Source organism: Streptomyces sp. NPDC054956, from assembly GCF_053609185.1.
Genome location: NZ_JBSGXB010000013.1, coordinates 16,738 through 40,650 on the forward strand (window position 1 = coordinate 16,738; position 23,913 = coordinate 40,650).

At 73.3% G+C, this 23,913-nt stretch carries 22 protein-coding genes; 8 read left to right on the plus strand and 14 right to left on the minus strand.

What is annotated here, in order from left to right:
- Positions 1-31 precede the first annotated feature (31 nt).
- From ACWGDE_RS04620 to ACWGDE_RS04645, 6 genes are all read right to left on the minus strand, one after another.
- Positions 32-1,561, minus strand: coding sequence for a TldD/PmbA family protein (locus ACWGDE_RS04620; RefSeq protein ID WP_453387501.1), 1,530 nt, complete (start codon positions 1,559-1,561; stop codon positions 32-34).
- A 13-nt stretch (positions 1,562-1,574) separates the two neighbouring features.
- Positions 1,575-3,182: a hypothetical protein gene (locus ACWGDE_RS04625; protein WP_453387502.1), complete on the minus strand. Its 1,608-nt coding sequence runs from the start codon at positions 3,180-3,182 to the stop codon at positions 1,575-1,577.
- Complete coding sequence (locus ACWGDE_RS04630; RefSeq protein ID WP_453387503.1) at positions 3,179-4,198, minus strand: ThiF family adenylyltransferase; 1,020 nt, start codon at positions 4,196-4,198, stop codon at positions 3,179-3,181. Before ACWGDE_RS04630 ends, ACWGDE_RS04625 begins: the two co-directional genes overlap by 4 nt.
- A gap of 122 nt (positions 4,199-4,320) precedes the next feature.
- Positions 4,321-5,673 carry an ABC transporter substrate-binding protein gene (locus ACWGDE_RS04635; RefSeq protein WP_453387504.1) on the minus strand — a complete coding sequence of 451 codons (1,353 nt, stop codon included), beginning with the start codon at positions 5,671-5,673 and terminating at the stop codon, positions 4,321-4,323.
- Positions 5,663-6,661, minus strand: a complete 999-nt coding sequence (locus ACWGDE_RS04640) for a cupin-like domain-containing protein (RefSeq protein ID WP_453387505.1) — start codon at positions 6,659-6,661, stop codon at positions 5,663-5,665. Before ACWGDE_RS04640 ends, ACWGDE_RS04635 begins: the two co-directional genes overlap by 11 nt.
- Positions 6,662-6,798: 137 nt before the next feature.
- A complete protein-coding gene (locus ACWGDE_RS04645) occupies positions 6,799-6,954 on the minus strand; it encodes a hypothetical protein (RefSeq protein ID WP_453387506.1) in 156 nt (51 codons plus the stop codon).
- A 225-nt stretch (positions 6,955-7,179) separates the two neighbouring features.
- Between ACWGDE_RS04645 and ACWGDE_RS04650 the strand changes: the two genes are divergently transcribed.
- A complete protein-coding gene (locus ACWGDE_RS04650) occupies positions 7,180-8,799 on the plus strand; it encodes an ABC-F family ATP-binding cassette domain-containing protein (RefSeq protein WP_453387507.1) in 1,620 nt (539 codons plus the stop codon).
- A gap of 4 nt (positions 8,800-8,803) precedes the next feature.
- Here ACWGDE_RS04650 and ACWGDE_RS04655 read toward each other — a convergent pair whose 3' ends face one another.
- Positions 8,804-10,390: a hypothetical protein gene (locus ACWGDE_RS04655; protein ID WP_453387508.1), complete on the minus strand. Its 1,587-nt coding sequence runs from the start codon at positions 10,388-10,390 to the stop codon at positions 8,804-8,806.
- 110 nt (positions 10,391-10,500) lie between these two features.
- On the opposite strand from ACWGDE_RS04655, the gene ACWGDE_RS04660 reads away from it, so the two are divergent.
- Entirely contained in the window at positions 10,501-10,719 is a 219-nt protein-coding gene (locus ACWGDE_RS04660; RefSeq protein ID WP_453387509.1) for a hypothetical protein, read from the plus strand.
- 12 nt (positions 10,720-10,731) lie between these two features.
- Here ACWGDE_RS04660 and ACWGDE_RS04665 read toward each other — a convergent pair whose 3' ends face one another.
- Positions 10,732-11,463, minus strand: a complete 732-nt coding sequence (locus ACWGDE_RS04665) for a tyrosine-protein phosphatase (RefSeq protein ID WP_453387510.1) — start codon at positions 11,461-11,463, stop codon at positions 10,732-10,734.
- 204 nt (positions 11,464-11,667) lie between these two features.
- Here ACWGDE_RS04665 and ACWGDE_RS04670 point away from each other — a divergent pair, with 204 nt between their 5' ends.
- On the plus strand, positions 11,668-13,863 hold the full coding sequence (locus ACWGDE_RS04670; RefSeq protein ID WP_453387511.1) for a hypothetical protein: 2,196 nt from the start codon (positions 11,668-11,670) through the stop codon (positions 13,861-13,863).
- Here ACWGDE_RS04670 and ACWGDE_RS04675 read toward each other — a convergent pair.
- Entirely contained in the window at positions 13,828-15,420 is a 1,593-nt protein-coding gene (locus ACWGDE_RS04675; protein ID WP_453387512.1) for a hypothetical protein, read from the minus strand. The genes ACWGDE_RS04670 and ACWGDE_RS04675 overlap by 36 nt on opposite strands.
- Positions 15,421-15,532: 112 nt before the next feature.
- On the opposite strand from ACWGDE_RS04675, the gene ACWGDE_RS04680 reads away from it, so the two are divergent.
- On the plus strand, positions 15,533-15,991 hold the full coding sequence (locus tag ACWGDE_RS04680; RefSeq protein ID WP_453387513.1) for a hypothetical protein: 459 nt from the start codon (positions 15,533-15,535) through the stop codon (positions 15,989-15,991).
- Positions 15,992-16,041: 50 nt separating this feature from the next.
- Here the strand turns inward: ACWGDE_RS04680 and ACWGDE_RS04685 are convergent, their stop codons facing one another.
- The 3 genes from ACWGDE_RS04685 to ACWGDE_RS04695 form a co-directional block, all read right to left on the minus strand.
- Positions 16,042-16,521, minus strand: a complete 480-nt coding sequence (locus ACWGDE_RS04685; RefSeq protein WP_453387514.1) for a RidA family protein — start codon at positions 16,519-16,521, stop codon at positions 16,042-16,044.
- A gap of 72 nt (positions 16,522-16,593) precedes the next feature.
- Positions 16,594-17,487: a zinc-dependent alcohol dehydrogenase gene (locus tag ACWGDE_RS04690; RefSeq protein WP_453387515.1), complete on the minus strand. Its 894-nt coding sequence runs from the start codon at positions 17,485-17,487 to the stop codon at positions 16,594-16,596.
- Positions 17,488-17,704: 217 nt separating this feature from the next.
- Positions 17,705-18,985, minus strand: a complete 1,281-nt coding sequence (locus ACWGDE_RS04695; protein WP_453387516.1) for a M6 family metalloprotease domain-containing protein — start codon at positions 18,983-18,985, stop codon at positions 17,705-17,707.
- 273 nt (positions 18,986-19,258) lie between these two features.
- Here ACWGDE_RS04695 and ACWGDE_RS04700 point away from each other — a divergent pair, with 273 nt between their 5' ends.
- From ACWGDE_RS04700 to ACWGDE_RS04715, 4 genes are all read left to right on the plus strand, one after another.
- Positions 19,259-20,011 carry a TetR/AcrR family transcriptional regulator gene (locus ACWGDE_RS04700; RefSeq protein WP_453387517.1) on the plus strand — a complete coding sequence of 251 codons (753 nt, stop codon included), beginning with the start codon at positions 19,259-19,261 and terminating at the stop codon, positions 20,009-20,011.
- A 92-nt stretch (positions 20,012-20,103) separates the two neighbouring features.
- On the plus strand, positions 20,104-21,642 hold the full coding sequence (locus tag ACWGDE_RS04705; protein WP_453387518.1) for an MFS transporter: 1,539 nt from the start codon (positions 20,104-20,106) through the stop codon (positions 21,640-21,642).
- A 119-nt stretch (positions 21,643-21,761) separates the two neighbouring features.
- Positions 21,762-22,538: a dioxygenase family protein gene (locus ACWGDE_RS04710; RefSeq protein WP_453387519.1), complete on the plus strand. Its 777-nt coding sequence runs from the start codon at positions 21,762-21,764 to the stop codon at positions 22,536-22,538.
- Positions 22,539-22,560: 22 nt separating this feature from the next.
- Entirely contained in the window at positions 22,561-22,947 is a 387-nt protein-coding gene (locus tag ACWGDE_RS04715; RefSeq protein WP_453387520.1) for a hypothetical protein, read from the plus strand.
- On the opposite strand, the gene ACWGDE_RS04720 is transcribed toward ACWGDE_RS04715, so the two are convergent.
- Together ACWGDE_RS04720 and ACWGDE_RS04725 are read right to left on the minus strand one after the other, a co-directional pair.
- Positions 22,919-23,110 carry a hypothetical protein gene (locus tag ACWGDE_RS04720; protein WP_453387521.1) on the minus strand — a complete coding sequence of 64 codons (192 nt, stop codon included), beginning with the start codon at positions 23,108-23,110 and terminating at the stop codon, positions 22,919-22,921. The genes ACWGDE_RS04715 and ACWGDE_RS04720 overlap by 29 nt on opposite strands.
- Positions 23,111-23,242: 132 nt before the next feature.
- Complete coding sequence (locus ACWGDE_RS04725) at positions 23,243-23,776, minus strand: N-acetyltransferase family protein (protein ID WP_453387522.1); 534 nt, start codon at positions 23,774-23,776, stop codon at positions 23,243-23,245.
- Between the last annotated feature and the right edge of the window lie 137 nt (positions 23,777-23,913).

A 23,913-nucleotide genomic window follows, 5' to 3' on the forward strand; every position in this document is an offset into this window, starting at 1 on the left:
GGCGGCCCGCGTACGGGGCTGCGCGCGCGGCTCAGCCCGACGGCGGCCCGAGGTCCGCCCCGGTCACGAGGAGCGTGGGACCGCCGTCCCCGACGGGCACCTCCTGGCCGAACTTGGCGCAGGAGGCCGGGCTCCCCATCGCGAAGTCGGCGCCGATGCCCCTGACGCCGGCGAGGACGGCCGCGACGTTCCCGGTGAGGACGCCGTCGGCGACCGGCTCGGCGGGCCGCCCGTCGCGGATGCGGCGCACGTCCACCGCGCCGAGGGAGAACGTGCCGTCCGCGCGGACCTCCCCGCCGCCCAGCCGGGACACGTGGTAGCCGCGGGCGACGGACGACAGGAGGGCGGCCGGATCCGCCGTGCCGCGCCCGATGCACACGTTGCTCATCCGGCACACCGGCGGATGCCGGAAGGACTCCCTGCGGCGCCGCCCGTCGTCCTCGACGAAGCCCGTGATCACGCCGTCGCGGACCAGGCGCACCGGGCGGGCGGCGGCCCCCTCGTCGTCGTACGCGTAACTGCCCCAGGCTCCCGGGAGCCCCGGATCGTCGGTCACGTCCAGGGCGACCGGGCAGACGCGGTCGCCCACCCGCCGGGCCGCGCCCGCGAGTCCGGCCGCCGCGACGTCCCTCTCCAGCGGATGGCCCAGCAGCTCGTGCGCGAACACCCCGCTCGCACCGGCGGCGATGACGAGCGTGACGTTCCGCTCGGAGACCGGCCCCGCCCCGCGCTTGGCCACGGCGGCGAGGCCCGCCCCGCGGCCGACGGCCACGGCGTCGGGGCACCCGGCTCCGCCGGCCTCCCCGGCGCCGGACGACCCCGCGCCGGATTCCCCCGCGCCGGCGGCCCGCCCGCCGGGCAGCCACGCTCCGGGGTCCCGGACGCCCGCTTTCCGGTAGCCGACGGACGCGCCGCCCGGGCCGGTACCGACGCCGCCGGCCCCGGCCTCCGCGATGGCCCGGCAGGAGAGCAGGTGCCGCGGCCGGTCGGCCTGGAGGTGCGCGACGCCGGGCCCCAGGAGCACGAAGTCCCTGGCCACGGCGGAGTAGGACACGGAGACCGAGTCCAGGCCGCCGCCCCCGCGCGCCGCGTCGAGGGCCGCCGCGCGGGCGGTCCGGAGCAGCTCGGGGGCCTGCGCCGCCGCGATCCGCGCCGGACCGCCGCCACCGTCCGGCGGCTCCCAGCGGGCGAGGGCCCGGTGCAGTACGGAGGCCAGGCGCTCCGGGTGCGGTACGCGGGCCGGGGCCCCGCCACGGCCCGCGGCCCCGGCCCTGCCCGCCGCCCCGGCATCGGCCCGGACCCGGTCGAGCGCGGCCTCGAGCCCGAGCCGGAACCCTTCGTGGGACAGGCTGTTGACCGCCGCGTGGCCCACGGCCCCGCGGTGCCGGATGCTCACGGAGAAGCCCGTCTGCCGGAACGACTCCCCGCGCGCGGGTGCGTCGTCGAGCAGGAACTGCTCCTCGCCGCGCACGCGTTCGACGAAGAGGTCGATGCGGACACCGGTGGAATCCCGTACCTCCCCGAGCAGGCCGGCGATCTCGGCCGCCGCGGAGCCGTCCACACCGACCGGCCGCTCAGCCGCCGGCGACGGCGGCACCGGCCGGGGCGGTAAGAGCGGAGGCAGTGACATCGGCAGCGGCCGGAGCGTCCTCTTCGGCATGGGTTCCCTCCGTCGTTACGCGCCATCCGTGCTCGGGGGACCAGTGCCGGACGAAGCCGGCCATGCGGAACGGGGTCGCCGTCTCGACCATGACGGCCAGGGACCCGGGGTCCGCGGTCCGTGCCGCTTCGAGGGAGGCGCGGCCGACGAACTCCAGGTCCGCCTCCCGTGCTTCGACACCGGCCAGCTCCGCCAGGAAGACGATCTGCCGGCGGGTCGCGATCACGAACGCGGCGGCGGCCAGCTCCCGGATGCCGGAAAGGTCCTCCTCGGACAGGGTCCCGAGGAGCCCCGCGAGTGCCTGCGTGGAGTTGGGGTTGAGGCCGGGGTCGTGCCGGCGCAGGGCGGTGACCAGGTCGATCTGCTCCTGGACCGGGGTCTCCGAGGGGTGCGGCACGCTGCGGTAGCCGGCCCGCAGGTGGAAGGGGAAGAGCCGGCCCAGGGCGGACTGCGCGAAGATGATCCTCCGCTCCGGGGCGGCCGCGCCCGTACCCGTACCGGTGCCCGCGCCCGTACCCGTACCCGGCCACATCCGCGCGTTCAGCGAGAGCCCCCGGAACGCCGGGTGCACGATGACGCGCTCCTGCAGCAGGACCGACTCGTTGATCCGGCGGAGCGTCTCCAGCGCCTCGAACTCCCGGGGGAACGGCCGGCAGAACACCTTCACGGCGGCGAGCATGCCGCCGACGCGGATGGTGCGCACCTCCGTGACGAGGTTCTCCCAGTCGATCCACCGCTCGTCCTCGACGCGGTAGTGGTAGTCGGCCAGCCGCTCGTAGTCGCAGCGCCCTCCCGCCGATTCCGCGAACTCCTCGCCGATCCACTTCTCGATGCGCCGGCCGGGCACGTACCCGCCCGCCGTCTTCCCGGCCGTGCCGTCGAAGTCCAGCCGGACGTGGGCGTCCGGGGCGAGGAACTCGTGCAGGTCGTCGTGGGCGGTGGCGACGACGGCGTTCAGCCGCAAGGAGCGGCAGACCCGCTGGAAGTTGTGGGCGATGACCTTGGCGGTGGTGCGGTCCAGGTTCGAGCAGAACTCGTCCACGACGATCGGACCGCCGCGACCGGCACCCCCGCCGCCGCTGCCGTCGGGACCGCCGGTCGCCAGCCGCGCCAGCGTCAGCCGGTGCCGCTGCCCGTCCGAGAGGTGCTCCGGCCTCGACATCATCAGCCGGGGCTCTCCCAGCCCGAACCTTCCCAGCCAGGAGACGGTCGCCTCGACCTCGCCGTCGAAGAGGTCGATGACACGGTCCCGGGGGTCGGCGGGCGGCAGATCGGCGACCGTACGGACCCGGGTGAGGCGGGACAGTTCCCGCAGGATGCTCGACTTCCCGGTCCCGCTGAAGCCGGTGACGAGCGTGATGCCGTTCAGGGGGACGGAGACCGGCGCGAGGGTGACGGTCTCCTCGGCGGTCTCCACGCCGAAGGCCTCGCGCAGGGCCCAGGCCCGCTCGGACAGGGGGCCGCCCTCGCGTTCGTGCCGCACCTCGACGGTGACCGCCTGCGGGCCGGGGGAGTTCGTCATCCCCACTTCCTCTCATCGCGCGTGGTCGAGTTTCCGAGGTCGACGACGAACCGTGCGTTCGAGGCGCGGGTGGTCCGGCCGAGGATCACGCCGTTCGTCCACTCGCCGACCATCCATGCCGCGGTCACGGTGTTCACCGGTGCGAGCGAGGCGCTCATCACCGGATCGGTGAGCGCGCGGCGGGCGAGCGCCGCCAGTTCCGTCATCTCGCGTGCGAACTCCCGGTGGGCGCCGTCCGCTTCGGGTTTGAGCAGGGGGCCCACGGCCGCTTCCTCCAGCCCGGCGGCCGCGAAGATCACCGAGCCGCCGCCGGCCCGGGCGTGCCCGGCCAGCAGCGCCGCGAGCGTGCCCACGGGCCGGTCCGCGCAGCAGAACAGGGTCCACGGGCCCGGGGTCGCGGGGCCGATCCGCCCGACCGTGTCCTCGTCGACGAAGACCTCGGCGGTGGTGACGGACGTGTCCGGGTACCGCTCGCGCAGGAACTCCCGCAGGGCCTCCGTCTTGGGCCGGCCCAGATCGCCGCGCCGGTAGCCGAACTGCCGGTTGAAGTTGGTGATCTCGACCCGGTCGTGATCGACGAGCAGGAGGTCCCGCACGCCCATTGCGCACAGGTGGGTGGCGACGATGGACCCCGTTCCGCCGCAGCCCACGACGACCGCCCGGTGGCGGGCGATCCGTTCCATGGCGTCCTCGGGCCGCGGGTCGAAGTGCGCGAACCAGTGACGCTGCTTCGTGTACTGGTCGACGGACTCGGTACGGGGCAGCGGCACCAGCATGTCGCGCGCCTCCAGCACCTCCAGCAGGGCCAGCTGCCGGGGCGTCGGACCGGCGGCGGGCCCGGCGGGCCCGGGGGCCCCAGGGGGCTCATCGGGCCAGGTCAGGCCTCTGGTGAGGCGTCCCGCCAGCTCCCGCAGCCCGTCGTCCGAGCCCGCGCCCTCGACGCCGAACCCGTTCTCCCCGATCACCAGGAGCTCCCCGGACGCGCCGACCGCGATCGCCGTCCCGGCGCGGAGCATGACCCCGGAGGGAAACCGGCTCCGCAGCCGGTCCAGCGGCGTGCCCCGCGGGCCCGGTGTGCCCTGCGGGGCCGGCGGGCCCTGCGGGTCCTGGATGCCCCGTGGGTCCCGCCCGTCCCCGGTCACGCCCACTCCCAGGGCGCCCGGGCCGGCCGCGCCAGGAAGATCCCGGGCACCTCGGCGAGCGGTACGCACAGCGCGTCGCGCAGCAGGATGGCGTCGAGCTCCCGCGCGGCCTCCTCCAGCGTCTCGGGTGTCTGCGGGGAGCTGTCGTAGTGCCGCAGCACCTTCAGGTAGGACTCCAGCGACTCGTGCGTCCGCAGCGCCTCGAGGAAGACCAGCCCGCGGTGGATGCCCAGCGGGTCGGGGCGCAGCCCCCGGAACAGGTTGAGGCGCAGGTCGGCGGGGCGCGACCGGGCCTCGTACCGGTCGGGTACGAGGTCCACCGCGATGCCCGCCCGCCCCAGGAGCCGGGCGGCCGCCCGGGCGAGCTCCCGGTTCGGGTAGTACGTGTCGTACGCGAGCCGGTAGCGGCTCCCCGGCGCGGGCTGCGCGAGCCGCCCGGCCGGGGCCGGCGGGCGCCGCGCCGCCGCGTGGAAGGCCGCGGCGAAGTCCCGTACGGGCAGGAAGCCGCGGCGCGCGAACAGGGGCGCGGGCAGCAGGGCTTCGGCGCCGGGCGCCGTCAGGGCGGCCCGGATGGCCTGCCGGGCCCCGTCCGCCTCGGGGCGGAGCAGGCCGCCTTCGAAGCAGACGGCGACGACGATGCCGAGCGGTCCGGTCCGCAGGGCCGGGTCCGCCGCGAACTCGGGGAGCCGGTGCAGGGGGAAGGCGGTGTCGGAGGTGACGTCGACCCGGCCTTCGGCGAAGGCCGCGATGCCCCGCTCGGGGCTCTTGATCCGGCGGACGACGATGCGCCCGGGGCCCTCGGCGCAGTGGCCGGCCCGGTCGAGGACGATCGTGCGGGCCGCCGCCCGGGTGATGCGGTAGCGGCCGACGCCTTCGCGCGGGCCGCGGTGGGGCGCGAGGGCGGGCAGGGCGGTCATCAGGGGGAACCCGAAGTCCGGTTCGGTGAGGGTCACCCGTAGGCGGTCGCCGCGCGCGTGCACCCGTTCGACGTGGCGCAGCCAGTAGCCCGTGGCGGTGTGGGAGGCGGCCGCCCGGCGCAGGGTCCCGGCGTAGTCGGCGGCCGTGAGCGGGGTGCCGTCCGCCCAGCGCGCGCCCGGGCGGACGGCGAACTCGTGCCGGCGCCCGTCCGGGGAACCGCTCAGGGACCGGGCGCCGACCAGGGCGGGCCCGCCGGGGCGGTGCGCGACGAGCGGGCGGGTCGTGAGGGCGGCGAGCTGCAGGCCGCTGTGGTCGCTCCAGGCGGGCTGTTCCATCGTGCCCGGCATGGAGTCGAACGCGACCACGAGCTCGGGCCGTTCGGCCGGTACCGCGCGGCGTTCGGCCGGTCCCGCGCGGCGCTCAGCCGGCATCGGACGGCGCCTCCGGCCCCGCGGACGGGGCCGCGCCGCCCCACCGGGCCAACGCCTCCCCGTACTCCTGGAGTTCGGCCGTCATCTCGCGCACCCAGGCGGCCTCCCCGGCCCGGAAGGCCGCGTCGTCGAGCTCGGCCGGCGCGGCCCTCCCCTCCCGGTCGGCCCACTTGCGCACGTGCGCGTTGCGGGCCCGGCGCAGGACGGAGATGGGCTCGATGAGCCGCGTCTCGAACTGGGAGAGGAAGGTGAGGAGTTTGCGTTCCTCGACGAAGTTGGCGGTGAGCATGAGGTTGCGCTCGGGATTGCGCACCTCGTGGAACCAGTCGCCGGGGATGTAGAGGGTGTCGCCGGCCCGCAGCGTCACCTCGTGCAGGACGGCGCCCGCCGGCCGGAGCACCTCGTCGTACGAGGCCTGCGACCAGAGGCCGTCCCCGGCCCGCAGCGCCCTGCCGGCCTCGGGTGCCACGAGGCGCAGGCGCTTGCTGCCGCTGAGGACGGCGAGCCAGGCGCTGGTGGAGAAGGTGTCGCGGTGCAGGCCGGTGGAGCAGCCGGGTTCGCCGAAGAACAACCACATCCGGCCGAAGCGGACCTGTTCCGGAAGCCTCTCGATGCAGTCGTCGGAGAAGATCTCCGGAATGGTGAAGTCTTCGAGCAGTGCGGGGCAGTCGCGGACGAAATTCCACTCGGCGAGGTATTGGCGGTCCCCGTCGAGGGCGGTATCGGCCGGGGTCTTCTCCCAGTAGTCCAGGAAATCGCTCAGGGTGGTTTCCGAGAGCGTGTAGTCGTACTCGGAGCCGGCCGTGTAATTCCGGATCGGGACCGGCAGTTCTCCGTACCGGCGGCGGAAGAATTCCGTCGTCCAGAGGTCGCGCGCACGCCATTGGTCCTGCAGGCCGCGGACGACCACCGGCTCGTCGATGTCGCCCAGGGCGGTGGCGGCAGGGGCGTCCAGCGTTCGCAGGGGGGTGACCGGGATGGGTGCCACGCGTGACTCTCCTCATGAGACGGCCGGAAGAGACGTCCTCCCCGCGGAACCCCGCGGAACGCGGCCCGCGGAGAGGATGTGGTGACAAAACACCCTAGGGCTCCGTGCCTTTGGGCAGTTTCGTCACGCGTGGCGGATCAACAACGGCGGGCGAGACCCGCGACCATCGCGGGGCTGCTCAGGTCGGTGACGCGCAGTTCGATGCTCTCCCGCGCACTCACGCGGTCCTGCTCCTGAACGGGCTTCGGGGTGAGTTCGGGCGTGACGGATTCGGTCTTCGGAGCCTTCTCCACGGTTCCTCATTTCTTGTGGAAATTGATGTTGCCGCGATGTCCGGAGTTAATGTGCCCCGGCGCTCAGGATGTTAGCGAATGGCCGGAATGGGCGTCCACGGCGCCTCGGCGGGTTTGGCCGGGAATGGCCGATTCCCTGCCCGGATGTGGCTGGTTTCGCGAAAACGGTGGACGCGGGGAAAATGTGTTGCGCGCGGGAGCCGGGATCGTCGAGAATTCCCGATCATGGGACATCTTGAGGCTGCGCATCTTGAATATTATCTGACCGACGGGCGGGCACTGCTCGGCGATGTCTCGTTCAGAGTGTCCGAAGGGGCCGCTGTGGCCCTCGTGGGGCCCAACGGCGCCGGCAAGACGACGCTGCTGCGGCTGATCTCCGGCGAACTCCAGCCGCACGGCGGCACGGTGACGGTCAGCGGCGGACTCGGAGTCATGCCCCAGTTCGTCGGCAGCGTCCGCGACGAGCGCACGGTCCGCGACCTCCTCCTGTCCGTGGCCCCGTCCCGCGTCCGGGAGGCCGGAAAGGCCGTCGACGCCGCGGAGGAGGCGGTCATGACCGTCGACGACGAGGCCGCGCAGATGCGGTACGCGCAGGCCCTCGCCGACTGGGCGGAAGTACAGGGGTACGAGGCCGAAACGGTCTGGGACATGTGCACGATGGCCGCGCTCGGGATCCCGTACGAGAAGGCCCAGTGGCGCCTGGCCCGCACCCTGTCCGGCGGGGAACAGAAGCGGCTGATCCTGGAGGCGCTGCTGCGCGGCCCGTACGAGGTGCTGCTCCTCGACGAGCCCGACAACTACCTCGACGTACCCGGGAAGCGCTGGCTGGAGGAGCAGATCCGCCAGACCCGCAAGACGGTGCTCTTCGTCTCCCACGACCGCGAACTCCTCGCCCGCGTGGCCGAGAAGATCGTCAGCGTCGAGCCGGCGCCGGGCGGCGCGGACGTATGGGTGCACGGCGGCGGGTTCGGCACCTACCACCAGGCGCGCACCGAACGCTTCGCCCGGTTCGAGGAGCTGCGCCGCCGCTGGAGCGAGAAGCACGCCCAGTTGAAGAAGCTGGTCCTCACGCTTCAGCAGGCGGCCTCCGTCAGCCACGAACTGGCCTCGCGGTACGCGGCCGCCCAGACCAGGCTGCGCAAGTTCGAGGAGGCCGGACCGCCGCCGCAGCCCCCGAAGCCGCAGGACATCCGCATGCGCCTGCACGGCGGGCGCACCGGCGTACGGGCGATCACCTGTAAGGGCCTGGAGCTGACCGGGCTGATGAAACCCTTCGACTTGGAGGTCAGCTACGGCGAACGGGTCGCCGTACTCGGCTCCAACGGCTCGGGGAAGTCCCACTTCCTGCGGCTCCTCGCCGGCGAGGCCGTCGCGCACACCGGCACGTGGCAGCTCGGCGCACGGGTCGTCCCCGGCCACTTCGCCCAGACCCACGCCCACCCCGAACTGGAGGGCCGCACGCTCCTGGACATCCTGTGGAGCGAACAGTCGCAGGACCGGGGCGCCGCCATGTCCGTCCTGCGCCGGTACGAGCTCACGGGCCAGGCGGAACAGCGCTTCGACCGCCTCTCGGGCGGCCAGCAGGCCCGCTTCCAGATCCTCCTCCTCGAACTGTCGGGCACGACCGCGCTCCTGCTGGACGAGCCGACGGACAACCTCGACCTGGAGAGCGCGGAGGCCCTCCAGGAGGGCCTGGAGGCCTACGACGGCACGGTCCTGGCGGTCACCCACGACCGCTGGTTCGCCCGCTCCTTCGACCGCTTCCTGGTCTTCGGCGCGGACGGTCTGCTGCGCGAGACGAGCGAGCCGGTGTGGGACGAGCGGAGGGTGGAGCGGGAGCGGTGAGGGGTTAGGGGGCTGCGGCGCGCTTGCGCACCTCGGCGCTCTCCGCGTGCGCGAGCAGGTCCAGTCCGCCGGCGGATTCGAGGATCTGCAGGTACCTGCCCAGCCAGGGCGAGGTGTGGTCGGCGTGCAGGGCGTCGGCGAACAGTGCCGCGACCGACACGACGGTTCGCCCTCTGAAGTCGATCGGGTCGTGCCGGAACGACGCGGAGAGCTCCAACAGCTCCTTGGCCTGCCCCGGGGGCAGTCTGTCCAAGTCGGCGAGGAGGCCCCCGTAGCTCTTCGCGCCCAGGTAGGCCAGCGCAGTGATGCAGAGCTCCTCCCATCCCAGGGCCGATACACCGAGCAGGATGGGAACGATCCCGCCGAGGTCCGTGCGCGACCGGAAGGTGACCAGCCGCATGGCGGTGTACGTCGGTGGCGAATACCGGTCCTCCGGGCGGATCGCGGCGAGCAGTGCGAAGTACTCCATCCCGGGAATCCGAAGGTTGAGGCGAGGGTTTCCGAACGCGCTCATCAGTTCGTCCGCCGCCACCACGGGGCGTCGTCTGCCGGCCTGCACGTCCTTCAGCCGGCCGCACACGTAGCTGACGTTCGCACCCTCGATCCGGGCACCCACCCCTTCCATCAGCCTGTCGAGCACGGCGCCGGGCGCCTTCGAGCACACGGCCGCGAAGAAGTCGATGCTCTCGCCCAGATCCCGCAAGCGGGCCACGTCTCCGGAGAACCGAGCCGCTTCCTCGACGCTTCGCGTGCTCACCAGCCACGCGTACATCTCGATCACTTCGTCCACCGGCCGACTCCAGGCGGCATCGCTCAACTGGCGTGCAAGTGCCAGAGCCGAACCCTTGGGTTCGGCAGAGAACTTCGCCTTGAGTTCCTCGAAGGGCGCCCGCTCGACAGCCGGAGCCACCGCGTGTTCCGAAAGCAGTTCCTCCAGGCGGAGCACCTCCTCGCGCAGTGACGCGCTGCGCCCCTCCGCCTCCTCGCGCCTGGTCTCGGCGTCCTCCAGCTGAGCCTTGAGTTCCCTGATCTGGCCCATCAGGGATTCCGCCTGGCCCGCCGAGTCCTCGTAAGCCCGCTGCAAGCCGGCCGTGCTGGACCGCTCCCGGGACCAGTCCAGCTCCATCCGCTGGAGATCCACCTTCAGCCCCTGCGCCTCCTCCTCCTTGCTGTCGAGCAGCAGGTGCAGCGACTCGACGCTGCGCCGCGCCCGCGCGACCTCCCGCTTGGCGAGCTCCAGCTCGTCCCGCATGACCGCGAGTTCGTACTCGCCGTTCTTGCCGGTCACCTTCAGCGCCGCCAGGTACTGCTGGTGGACGGTCTCCTTGGCGCTCTCCTGGAGGGGGACGCCCTTGTCGCTCTCCACCTCGCGGATGAGCTGCTCGATGAAGAACTTGGGCGGCACCCGGGTGCCGCCCAAGTACCGACAGACGGTGGTGTTGTCGAGGCTGACGCGGACCCCGTAGACCTTCTGCGTCACGCCCAGGCTGTTGAACAGCTGTGTCAACGTCTTGCCGAGCGTGACAACTTCGGGCGCCTCACCCCGCTCGACCTCGGAGGAGTTCCTGTTCAGCCCGGGCAGATCGTCCACGAAGTCCCCCGCGTCGTTGCTGGTGTTCTGGCAACCGTTGACCGCTGTCGCAAGTATCCGGCAGCGCGGACTCTCGGACCTGTCACTCCGACCGACGAGAGGAACTTCAGATGATCGTCCCCCCGGGTCTCACCGGCTCCGTACGCCGCCTCCAGCGCGCCCTGATCGTCCTGTTCGCGCTGGTGCCGCTGACCCTGGTCACCGTCGCCTTCCTCCCGGCGCTGATCCTGCTGCCCTTCGTACCGGCCACCCGCTCCCGCACGGAGAGCATGCTGCGCCAGCTGTCGGCCTGGTCCAAGGCCGTGCTGCAAGGCAGCCGCGAGCGGTGACTCCCCGAGCGGTCAGCCGGTCAGGAAGCGCCCGCGCAGGAGGGCCTTCGTCGCCTCGGTGATCCCCACCGCGTCCGTGAGGTAGGCCTCGACCGAGCCGTAGCGGGCTGCGAGGTCCGCGAGGGTCAGCCGCAGGATCTCGGCGGGGGCCCGCCCGTACGACGGCCAGCGCATGGTGCGGCCCGGGTTGGCGGTGTGCCAGTCGGCCGTCAGGCGGGCCGTGGCCAGCTCCGTCAGGGCGAAGTCCGCGAGGATCTGCTCCTCGTCGACGCCGAGGAGGGTCAGGACGAGCGCGGCGATCAGGCCGGTGCGGTCCTTGCCCGAGGTGCAGTGGAAGACCGCCGGGCCGGGGCCCTCGGCGAGCAGTTCGATGGCCCGGCGGATCTCCTCGACGCCGTCCTGCGCGACCTCGGCGAACCGGTCCGCGAGGAAGCGCCACGGGTCGATGTCCGGATCGATCTCGGCCTGGTCGTACGGCCGGTGCTCGATGCTCAGGTTGGCGTACGCGAACCGCTCGGGCTCCGGGATCCGGCCCTTGGCCTCGATCTCCCAGGGGTAGCGCAGGTCGATGACCGTGCGGACGCCGAGGTCCAGGAACCGGTCCCAGTCGGCGCCGCTCAGCTTGCCGAGCGAGTCCGCGCGGTAGAGGGCGCCCCACGCGACGGTGGCGCCGTCGGCGGTGCGGTAGCCCCCGAGGTCACGGAAGTTGTGCAGCCGTTCGAACTCGATGTGGCGGTCGGGCATGGACGGGTCCCCCTGCTCGCGAAGTTCAGGTCATCCGATGGTTCGGAGTTCCGGAGCCCAGAACGCCCGAGGCGCCGGTGATCTTCCCGCCCCGACGGAGACGTCGGCCTCCACGGACGGCCCCTCCGCCGTCCACCGCCCCTTACCGGCCACGATCGCCCGGAAGTCTCCCCTCCGACGGCCCCCGCTGGGACACTGCGCCGCGTGGACTCGGTGAACAGCAGCATCTCCGGCGGGAACTTCTACGGCCCGGTCATCATGGGCCGCGACATCCACATGCCCGAGCATGGCGCCATGGCCGCGCCCGTACCCCGCATGCTGCCCTTCGGCCCCGACGCCTTCGTCGACCGCGAGGCCCCGCGCGGCCGCCTCGACGAGCTGCTCGCCGGGCGGGACGGCCGGTCCGCGCCGCGGCTGGTGCTCCTGCACGGAACGCTCGGCGTCGGGAAGACCGGCCTGGCCCTGCACTGGGGGCAGGCCCGCCGGGAGGAGTTCCCCGGCGGGGTGTTCTACGCCGAGCTGACGCCCCGGGGTCTGGGCCGCACCGTTCCGGCCGCCGCCGTGCTGGAGTCCTTCCTCGGGCAGCTCGGCATCCCGGTCGCCGAGATGCCCGGCACGGAGGAGGCCTTGGCGGCCCGGTTCCGGAGCCTGACCTGCGAGCGGCCCAGCCTCGTCGTGCTCGACGGGGTCCCCCCGGGCGCCGCCGCCGTCCGGCACCTGCTGCCCGGGCATCCCGCGAGCATGGTCCTGATGACCAGCCGGTTCCGCCTCGGCGCCTTCGCCGAGGGCCGGCTGCCCGAGAGGCTGGACGTCCCCGCGCTCGACGAGGAGGCGTGCGCCGAGCTGTTCCGCGCCGTCGCGGGCGAGGACGTACCGTCCGGCGACGCACTGCGTACGGTGCTGCGCGCCTCGGCCGGGCTCCCGTACGTCGTCCGGATCGCGGCCGCGCACGCCGCCGACCCGGTGGGCGGCGGAGTCGAGGAGCTGGCGGCCCGCATCGGGCGCGAGCACATCCTGGAGGTGCTCCACATGCCCGACGGGACGGAAGGGACGCACGGGGGCGGAGAGACCGCGGGGACCGGCGAGTTCGGAGATCCCGGAGATCCCGGAGAGGCCAAGGCCGCGCGCCGGATCTTCGACCTCGCCCACGAGCGGCTCGAACCGGCGCTGCGCGAGGGGTTCCGGCTGCTGGGCCTGCACCCCACCCCGGAGTTCCCCGCCGCCTTCCTCGACGAGCTCGCCCCCGGCACCCTGCGCGGGCTGCACGCCGCCGGACTCCTGGAACCGGCCGGTCCCGGCCGGTTCCGGATGAACGGGGTGCTGCACGGCTACGCCGCGACCCTGGCCGCCACCGGCCCCGGTTCCTCCGCCGCGGCCCGGCGCGACGGGCTGGAGCGGATGATCGACTGGTACCTGCGCCGGGCGGCCCTCGCCGAGCGGAAGATCTCCCCGCGCTGGCGTGCGGGCGAGCTGTTCCCCGAACCGGACCCGGACCGCGACGCCGGGCCCTTCGCCACCAGGGCGGCCGCCATCGCGGCCCTGGAGGCCGACCGGCACACCCTCGCGGCCCTCGCCGAACTCCCCGAGACGGGGCCCGCGCGGCTCTGCCTGCTCGCCCAGGCCGTCCACGCGATGTTCCTCGACCGGGGCCACCACACCCTGTGGACGGCCGTCGCCCGTCTCGCGCAGGAGGCCGCCGCGGACACCGGCGACCCCCTGATGCTCGCCCGGATGCACTTCGAGCTGGCCTTCGCCCTCAACGACCGCGGTTCGGCCGAGGACCTGGAGGAGGCCCGGCTGCACTACGACGCGGCCCGCGAGTGCGCCCGCCGGATCGGGCACGCGCGCACCGAGTCCTCCGCGCTGGAGGGCCTCGGCAGGATCGCCGCGGCGCAGGGCAGCCCGCGGGCGGCCGCCGAGCTGTACGGGCAGGCGCGCACGGCCCTGGCGGAGGTGGAACACCCGCGCGGGCGCGCCCTGCTGGACTACCACGAGGGCAACGCGGCCAGTGCGGCCGGAGACCACGAGCGGGCCGTCCGGTGCCTGGCCTCGGCGCTGCGCGCCTTCGAGGCGATCGAGGACGAGGGCAACGCGGCGAAGACCCGGCTGCGCTCCGCCGCCGCCCTCCTCGCCGCGGGCCGGCCCGAGGAGGCGGGGGCGCCGCTGGCCCTCGCGCTGGAGGCCTTCGCGGACGGGACGCTCAACCGGGCCGACGCGGTCCTCGTACGGGGAGACGTGCGCGCGGCCCTGGGCGACGCGCAGGCCGCGCGGGCCGACTGGCAGACGGCCCTGGAGGCGTACGGGTCACTGCGCAGCATCCGGGCCGAGGAGGCCCGCATCCGCCTCGCCCGTACCGGAGCCGGCTCAGCCCTCCCGGACCCGGACGAACCGCAGGACTGAACCGCAGCCGCCGGCCCGGACCGTGAACTCGCCCTCCGGGGGCAGCCCTTCGCCGAGCAGGGCCAGCAGTACCGACCCGGCCAGGGCGGGCTCCGCGGGGCCCCGCGCCGCGAACTCCCGTCCCCCGCGCAGGCACAGCCGCCCGCCGGCGACCACGAGCACGCAGCCGGGGTTGCGGTCGAACACCGCGGCCGGATCCGCACCGGGCCGTGCGATCAGTACGTCGGCCCGCTCGCGGAGCCCGGCATCGGGTTCGGCGGCGTCGGCGGCCACGTGGGCGTCGGCGCCGAGGTGGGCGGTCGCCCGGCCCTGGATCTCGGCCGGGAAACGGCGGACCCGTACCTCCCGGCCCCCGATGGCGGTGGAGACGTACGAGGCGGGCAGCAACGGGCCGGCCCCGGCGGCGCGTTCCGGGACCGGCAGCGGCGCGGGGCGCGCCACGACGGGGAACTCCGGCTCGGGTAGGCCGAGATGGCGGTAGCAGAGGGCGCGCAGCAGGGCCGCCGCCCGGCCGGGACGCGAGGTGAGGCGGGCCGCGGCCCCGGGCAGGGCGACGGCCGAGGCGAGCTGGGCGGCCAGCGGGCGGTCCGGGTCGAGGCGGGGGAGCGCGGAGCCGAGCCAGGCCATGGGGGAGTCCGCGGCGACGGTGTCCTCGTCGAAGGCGGCGAGGAGCCCGGGGATCCCGCGGGCGGCGGCGTACAGGCTCAGGCTGCCGTGGTCGCCGAGGTAGACGTCGGCGGCGCACAGCGCGGCCTTCCAGCCCTCCCCGGCGGGCGGCGGCAGGATCAGCCCGGCCCGCAGGGCGCGCGCCAGCCATCTGTGGATCTGGTTCCCGCCGTGCAGGTACCAGGCATTGGGGTGCACGGCGGCGACGACCCGGAATTCGTCGGACGGCAATTGCGCGAGGGCGCGTTCGACGAGGCCGATATCGGTGCCGATGAGGGAACGGTCGCCCCAGGTGGAGGAGATCAGCAGGAGCTTCTGCTCCGGCCGGACCCCGAAGGCGGCGCGGTATTCCGTACGGAAGGGGTCGGAGGCGTCGAGCCGGTCGGCGACCGGATCGCCCACGACGTGGGCGTACGGGAGGGCTTCGGGGCAGTCCCGGCCCAGGCGGGAGAGCTGTTCCTCGTGCGAGAGGACGATCGCGGACGGGACGACCTCACCGTCGTGCAGCAGCCATTCGGACGTCAGCCCGAAAGCCCCGGCCCCGGATTCCGGATTCCGGATTCCGGATTCCGGATTCTTGCTGAGTTTTTTATTGTATCCAGCCCCGTGAGGGGTGCCAATGAGCGGTGCGGAAATGGCCTCGAGATTCCCGCCGCGGCTGGTGCTCACCGCGAGGTCGAACCGTTCCTCCAGCGCACGCTCCCACGGGAGGAAGGACAGCCCGCGCTCGGAGACGAATCCGGCGACCCCGTCCTCGAAGACGGAGGACCCGGTGCACGTGAAGACCACCCGGACCCGGTGGTCCCCCTCGAAGACGTCGAGCACGTCCAGCAGCCGGGTCGCCGAGGTGACGTTGTGGATGACGCCGAGGACGGTGCGTTCGGCCTGCACCGTGTTCCACCGCGCCGCCGCGAGCCCCCGTTCCGCCCTCCCGGTCCGCACCCGCTGCCCCGCTTTCCCGATCCGCCCGCGCCGCCGTCAGCCTACGGCTAGCGTGACGGGTATGGATGTTGCGGCACTGGTGACGGCGGGCGCGACCACGATCGTCGGGCTCATGGTCTCGGACGCGTGGAACTACGCGGGCGGCCGCTTCGCCCGCCTCCTCGGCCGCACGGGCGAGGAGGCGGAGACCGAGGCGGGCACCGGTCTGCGGGCGTCCCGGGCCGAGCTCCTGATCGCCCGCGCCGACGGCGACGAGGAGGTCGTCGCACGGGTCGAGGAGGGTTGGCGCGACCGGCTGCGGCTGGCCCTGGAGTCCGACCCGGAGGCCGTACGGGAGCTCACCGAGCTCCTCGACGAGGTGAACCCGGCCTGGCGCGAGGGCACTTCCACCTCCGTCGTGCAGAACACCATCACCGGGGGCACCTTTCACGGCGCGGTGGTCCAGGGCCAGGACTTCGGTTCGCTCACCCTGACCCAGGCGGCCCCGCAGCTCCCCGCGCAGCAGCCGCCGCCGCAGTAACGGCAGCCCGAGCAGTCCCGCTCGTCCCGGCCGTCCCGGCCGTCACAGGGCTAGACGCCCATCGGCGCGTGCAGCTCCACGACGAGCTCGACCTCGACGGGGGCGTCCAGCGGGAGCACCGACACGCCGACCGCGCTGCGGGCGTGGATGCCCGCGTCGCCGAAGGCGGCGCCCAGCAGTTCGCTCGCGCCGTTGACCACGCCCGGCTGGCCGGTGAAGTGCGGATCGCTGGCGACGAACCCGACCACCTTGACCACGCGCTTGACGGCGGACAGGTCCCCGGAGACGGAGGCGACGGCGGCCAGCGCGTTCAGCGCGCACTGCTGCGCCAGCTCCTTCGCCTGCTCCGGGGTGACCTCCGCGCCGACCTTGCCGGTCAGCGGGAGGGAGCCGTCGACCATGGGGAGCTGGCCGGAGGTGTAGACGTAGTGGCCGCTCAGGACGGCGGGGACGTAGACGGCGACGGGCGAGGGGGTCGGCGGGAGCTTCAGGCCGGCGGCGGCGAGGCGCTCTTCGGGGGTGCTGGGCATGACGGGTCCCTTCACGGAGCGGTGCGGTGCGCCGCTCCGGGCGGCGGATCGGGCGGCGGATCGGGCGGCGGTTCAGGCCGCGGATCGGGTCGGGCGGGGAAAGAGGATGACCGGTTTGATCATGCCGGGCTCCCGGGCGACGAGCCGGGCGAAGGCCTCCTCGACACGGGCGAAGGGAAATTCGTGCGTCGTGATCACCGTCGGGTCCACCAGCCCCTCGTCGATCAGGCCCAGCGCCCGCGCGAGGCGCGCCCCGCTGCTCTGCGGCGGCCGGCAGCGGGCGTAGGTGATCCTGCCGCCCTCGGCGAGCCCCTCGCGGGCGGCCGCCGCGGCGTCGGGGGAGCCCGTCGCCATGATCGACCGGTCGGCGCCGGCGCCGCCGGTCAGCTCCAGGATCCGCTCGGCGGTGTTCTCGTACGCCGGGTCGATCACCACGTCCGCCCCGAACCGCAGGGCGAGCCGCTGGCGCTTCCTCTCCGGTTCGACGGCGATGACGCGGGCGCCGCGCAGCCGGCCGGCCGCGATGGTGGCGCCGAGCCCGACGGCGCCCTGTCCGAAGACCACGACGCTGCCGCCCGGCGGCGGCCCGGCCTCGTCGGCGGCGGCGAAGCCGGTGGGGAGCGCGCCGGCCGCGTACAGGGCCTGGTGGTCGGTGACGGTGCCGGGGAGCGCGACCAGTCCGGCTCCGGCCGCCGGGGCGCGGAAGAACTCGGCGAGCCGCCCGTGGCCCTCGACCCCGACGCGCCGGCCGACGTACGAGGGGCAGACCCCCGGGCCGACGGCCTCGACGACGCCGACGGCCTCGTGGCCGAGCCCGGCGGGCGCTCCGGCGGCGGTGTGCCCTTCCCAGGCGCAGATGAGCGCGGCCGTGGTGCGTACGAGGACTTCGCCCGCCCGGGGTTCGGGAACGGGCCGGTCCACCACGGTGGGCGGTTCGCCGGTCCGGCGCAGCGCGAAGGCCTTCACGGGGTCTCCCTACGGTGTGACACGGCTGGTCCCATCAACCATCGCCGCCCGGATCCGGTCCGGCAGGGGGCCGGAGGTCGCGAACCGGCGGGCCGAGCGACTCGACCTGATTCCGCTCCGGGCGGGCTCCTGCGGCGGCCGGCCGGGCACGAGGGCCGGCCCGGCCCGGGCCCTTGGGCCGGACCGGGCGGGGGGAGCGGCGGGAGCGGTCCCCGGGTCACGGCCGGATGACCCGCACCTGGTAGCTGCCGTTGCGCAGTTCGCCCACGACCGAGACGCTGATGCCCGCCTTCTCGTCGGTGAAGGTCTCGCCCGGCCGGAACGGCGCGTCCGAGAGCTCGGCGTGCACGTTGGGCCGCCGGGTGCAGCCGCCGCTCGCGTTGGCGCTGTCGGAGACGGTGACGGGTCCGCGGCCGGTGTCCACCTGGGAGTCCACCTTGTAGATGAGGACCCCGGGTTTGCAGATGGCCTCGTCGTTCCCGGCCTTGGTGCGCACCTCCACCGCGTATCCGGCGCTCTCCGACACCGGGATGAAGGCCAGTTTGGTGCCGCCCTCGACGGCGAGCGGGGACAGGACGTGGTCGCTGACCCCGGACTTCCCGGCGCAGCTGATCTGGGAGCCGTCGAGCCAGCCGAGCTTCCACTTGTGCCAGCCGAGGATGTCGTTGTTGGCGCCCCAGTCCTCGCTCATGATGTCCCAGTGGCCGACCGTGCCTCCGCCGTCGGCGGTGTAGAGGTCCGGCAGGCCGAAGACGTGCCCGTTCTCGTGGGGGAGCACGCGGTAGCCGGTCTCCCGGTAGGAGCCGGAGCCGTCGTCCTGCCGGCTGTAGACGAAGGACGTGTTGGCGAGCGGGACCCCGTCGGCCATGGGGGCCTCGGCGTTGCCGGAGAAGGTGACGGACAGGACGGTGTCGAGCGCCGAGGGTCCGGCGTTCGGCGTGAACAGGATGTTGATCAGGTCGTACCGGGAGAAATCGACCTCGGCGTCGGCGGCTTTGACGATGTGTTCCACGAGCTGGCGGTAGCCGGGCTCGTACGCGGAGCCCCGCTCGATCCCGTACGCCGCGAACGGCATCGGCATCCGCAGCCAGTTCCTTATGGGTGCCTCGGCCCGGTAGGTGAGCCGTCCGTAGGAGCTGGTGCGGAACCAGTCGGAGGTCTGCGGGAAGAACTCGGCCAGCCGGTCGGTGGCCGTGCCCTCCCCCTTGGCGTCGGGGAAGTCGACCATCAGGTTCAGTGCCCGGACCTCGCCGGTGGAGCGCGCGTACCCGGGCGGGGTCGGCAGCCCCTCGGACATCTGCACGCCCATCGCCCCGGAGATCCGGCACGGCGCGAGCATCGACTCGGCGGAGGTCGCGCCCACCGGGCCGGAAGCCGAGTGGCTGCGGCTGGATATCCCGGCGCTGGCGGTCGCCGTGACGCCGAGGGCCAGCGCGGTGATGCCGATGAAGGCGCTGGTGCGGCGTGGCTTGCGTATCCGGTGGCGCGTCTGCGGCATGGAGATCGGCCTTCGGGTCCGCGGCAGCCGGCCGGGTCCGGACTGCGCTCTGTGCGATCACCCTCCGACGGCCCGGGCGCGCTCGCGCGCCGGGAGAGGCCAAACGGGACAAAAGGGACTGTGGTGGTGTGACCCAGGTCACACTCAAGAGTGAAATAACCGGGGACCTCCTCCCCGTTTGAACGAGAGTCTCCGCGAACCGGGGGCCCGCTCCCCGTTTCGAGCGGACGTACCGAGCGGACGTACGCGTCACCGCACCAGGGAGGCCACGGAATGAAGCGCCCCACCGCCACCGCTCCGGCGGCCCTGCCCGTCCCGGACCCGGAGGCCGCACTCGACCTCGGGGCGCCGGCCGAGGTGCCGGCGAAGGCGTCGGCCGGCGCGTCCGCGAAGGCTCCGGCGAAGGTGCCGCGCCCGCGGGCCGACGCCGTGCGCAACCGGGAGCGCATCCTGACCGCGGCGCGCGAGGTGCTCGTGGAGTTCGGCCCCGCGGCCCCGCTCGACGAGATCGCCCGCCGGGCCGGAGTCGGCAACGCCACGCTCTACCGTCACTTCCCCGACCGGCCCACGCTCATCCACCACGTCGTGCTCTTCGTGATGGACCGGGTGACGGCGCTGGCCGAGGACGGGCTCGCCGAGGAACCGGACGCCTTCGCCGCCCTGTGCCGCTTCACGCACGGTGCGGCGGACGAGCGGATCGGCGCCCTGTGCCCCATGCTCTCCGGCGACTTCGACCGGGAACACCCCGAACTGCTCGCCGCCCGCACGGCCTTGGAAGAGGCCGTCGACACCCTGCTCGGTGCCGGCCAGTCCTGCGGACTGCTGCGCACGGACATCGGGGTCGGCGACCTGATGATCGCCCTGTCCCAGCTGAGCCGCCCCCTCCCGGGCACCGCCTGCTTCGACACCGATGTCTTCGTCCACCGCCATCTCCAGCTGTTCCTGGACGGCTTGAGGGCTCCGGCCCGCTCCGAACTGCCGGGCGCGCCGACCACGCTGGAGGACCTGAGGCGGAAAACCATGTGACGCCCCGGGTCGCACCCGTTAGCGTCGGCAACCGCCAAAAAGCCTTGTAATGCCGTAATTCAGTCATCACGCACCGTGAAGTGGGTACCCCCATGTCAAAAACAGCCGCGAATCCGCCGCTGGCTGCCACCGCCGACCCCAGCCGCTGGAAGGCACTCGTCTTCATAGCCCTGGCGCAGCTGATGGTCGTCCTCGACGCCACCATCGTGAACATCGCCCTGCCGTCCGCCCAGACCGACCTCGGCATCTCGGACGGCAACCGCCAGTGGGTCATCACCGCGTACGCGCTGGCCTTCGGCGGCCTGCTCCTCTTCGGCGGCCGCATCGCCGACAAGTGGGGCCGTAAGAACGCCTTCGTCGTCGGCCTCGCCGGCTTCGCCCTGGCCTCCGCGCTGGGTGGCGCCGCCACCGGCGAGGCCATGATGCTGGGCGCCCGCGCCCTCCAGGGCGCCTTCGGCGCACTGCTCGCGCCCGCCGCGCTCTCGCTGCTGGCCGTCATGTTCACCGACGCCAAGGAGCGCGCCAAGGCCTTCGGCATCTATGGTGCGATCGCCGGTGGCGGTGGCGCCGTGGGTCTGATCCTCGGCGGCTTCCTCACCGAGTACCTCAACTGGCGCTGGACCTTCTTCGTGAACATCCCGTTCGCGATCGTCGCCGCCGTGGGCGCCTGGATGATCATCCGCGAGCCGGCCGGCGGCCGTAACCGCGCGCCGCTCGACATCCCCGGCGTGGTCCTGTCCACGACCGGTCTGGTCGCGCTGGTCTACGGCTTCACCCGCGCCGAGTCGGCGGGCTGGTCGGACGGCCTGACCGTGGGCATGTTCGTCGCCTCCGTGGTGCTGCTCGCCTCGTTCGTCTTCGTCGAGTCGCGCACCGCCTCCCCGCTGCTGCCGCTGCGCGTCCTGCTGGAGCGCAACCGCGGCGGTGTCTACCTCTCGCTGGGCCTCGCCGTCATCTCGATGTTCGGCCTGTTCCTCTTCCTCACCTACTACCTGCAGGTCGTGAAGGGCTTCTCGCCCGTCAAGACCGGCTTCGCCTTCCTCCCGATGATCGCGGGCATGATCACCGGCTCCACCCAGATCGGCGCCCGCCTGATGACGCGGGTCCCGCCGCGCCTGCTGATGGGCCCCGGCTTCATGGTCGCCGCGACCGGCATGCTGCTCCTGACCCAGCTGGAGGTCGGTTCCTCCTACCCGGCGCTGATCCTGCCGGCGCAGCTGCTGCTGGGCCTCGGCATGGGTACGGCGTTCATGCCCGCCATGTCCCTGGCCACGTACGGGGTCAACCCGGCCGACGCCGGTGTCGCCTCCGCGATGGTCAACACTTCGCAGCAGGTGGGCGGCGCGATCGGCACCGCCCTGCTGAACACGATCGCCGCCTCGGCGACGACCGCGTACCTCACCGACCACGCGGCCGAGGCCGCGGCGGGCGGCCCGGCGGCGCAGCTCGTGCAGGCCAAGGCCATGGTGGAGGGGTACTCCTCCGCGATCTGGTGGGCCGTCGGCATCCTGGTCGTCAGCTCGCTCATCGCGCTGACCCTGATCAACACCGGCCGGCCGGGTGCGGGCGCCCCGGTCGCCGAGGGCGCCGACGCCGAAGCCGACGTGAAGCTCCCGGTGATCGCCCACTGACCCGGGCGGGCCCCGGTTCCGGGGTGCGGGAATGACTGATGACCCCGCGTCGTTCAAATTTGAACGACGCGGGGTTAGTCTTTTCCCAGCGGCCCGCCCGAACCCTTCAGGAGCCCCCGATGACGACCCGGATGCCGGCGCTGTACCTGAGCCACGGAGCCCCGCCCCTGGCCGACGACCCGGTCTGGCCGGGCGAACTGGCCGCCTGGTCCGCGGACCTGCCCCGCCCCCGCGCGATCCTGATGGTCTCCGCCCACTGGGAGGAGGCCCCGCTCGCCCTCGGCGCCACGCAGCGGGTCCCGCTCGTCTACGACTTCTGGGGCTTCCCCGAGCACTACTACCAGGTCCGCTACGGGGCTCCGGGCGCCCCCGAGCTGGCCGAGTCGGTGCGCAAGCTCCTGAAGGCACCCGGCACGCCCGTCCAGGACATCCCCGACCGGGGCCTGGACCACGGCGCGTACGTCCCGCTGGTGGAGATGTTCCCGGCGGCCGACATACCGGTCCTCCAGATATCGATGCCGACGCTGGACCCGCGCCGCCTGATGGAGATCGGCCGCAAGCTGGCCCCGCTGCGCGACGAGGGCGTCCTGATCGTGGGCAGCGGCTTCTTCACCCACAACCTCGCCGCCCTGCGGCACACCGGCCCCGGTGTCCCCGGCTGGTCCGAGGAGTTCGACGCCTGGGGCCACGAGGCGCTGGCCGCCGGCGACGTCGACTCCCTGCTGGACTTCGAGACCAAGTCCCCGGCGGGCCGCCTGGCCCATCCGCGCACGGAACACTTCGCCCCGCTCTTCGTCACCCTGGGCGCCTCCACGGAATCCGAGCTCGCCTCGGCGTCCACCCCGGTCACGGGCTTCTGGATGGGCCTCTCCAAGCGCTCCCTGCAATTTGGCTAGCCGGGACGGGACGCCGGGGCCGGTGCCGGGCGGGTCCGGGCCGCTCTGGTGCCCCAGCGGATCGGCGTACGCGGTGGAGTCGGTGGTCCTGGCGGTCCGCGACGGGCTCGACGGCCCCCCGGCCTACCTCCCCGCCCCGCGCCCGACGGCCGAAGCCCTGGCCGGCCTCCCGCCCGGCGCAGAACCGCGCCGCCTGCTGCGCCTGGCCTCCCACTGCGTCCCGCACTGCCGCAACCGCGCGGGCGAAACCTGCACCCTGGCCACCCGCCTGACCTCACCCCCGCCGAAGCCCGCCCCACTCCCCGCCTGCCACCTCCGCCCGGCCTGCACATGGTGGACCCAGTCGGGCCCGCCCGCCTGCCACGCCTGCCCCCAGGTCGCTACCCGCCGCCCCGCCCCGGCCCGGTGACGTCCTCCCCGATGGTGAAACCCTTGGCGGGACCGGCCGCGATGGTGACCGTGGTGCCGTAGGCCGTGCGGACCTTGTCGTCGTAGACGGCCTGATCCGGATCGGGGGCGGTCAGCACGGTGATGGTGCCGCCGTCGTCGAAGTCGTCGATCAGGACGTACACGGGAATGGCCGCACGGGCGTACGCGCGCCGCTTGCGTGTCCGGTCGCGCGTGGGCGTCGCCGGCCGGGCGGCACAAGCGACTCTCCGACGCCAGGCACCCCCTCACGCATGCCGCAGGAATATGCCGGAGGCTCACCCGGACGAGTGGCCGGGCCCCAGCGGCTTCTCGTACCACCGCACGTCCCAGTACCGGCCGAACTTGCGGCCCGCCTCCGAGAACTCGCCCACGCGCCGGAACCCGAAGCGCTCGTGCAGCCGTACCGAGGCCTCGTTCGGGAGGGCGATGCCGGCGAAGGCCCGGTGGACCGGCTCGTCGGCGAGCGCCGCGAAGAGGGATGCGTACAGCAAGCCGCCGATGCCCCGGCCCACCGCGTGCGGGGCGAGGTAGACGCTGACCTCCACCGAAGTGTCGTAGGCCGCTTTGGGACGGAACGCACTGCTTGTGGCGTATCCGGCGATTCGATCGCCAGTCCAGGCAACCAGAAGCCGGTGTGGGCCGTCTTTGGGGTGGGAGTGCAGCCACGGGCGGCGCTGTTCCGGGGTGAAAGCGACCGTGTCGAATGTGACGGCGGTCTCACGGACGTAGTGGTTGTACAGCTCCGTGAGGGCCTCCAGATCGGCCTCCGTCCCGGGCCTGACCTGCACCTCTTCGAGGTCTGACGGCATCGCGAATCCTCTCGGATCGGGGGGTGGCGGCGAAGGATACTGCAAGATCTCGAAAAAGAGGGAGCAACGTGGGAATTCTGTCCCGATTCCAGTCGTTGTTTCCTTCGGAAGCGGGCACTCGGGAGAGTGTCCGGACA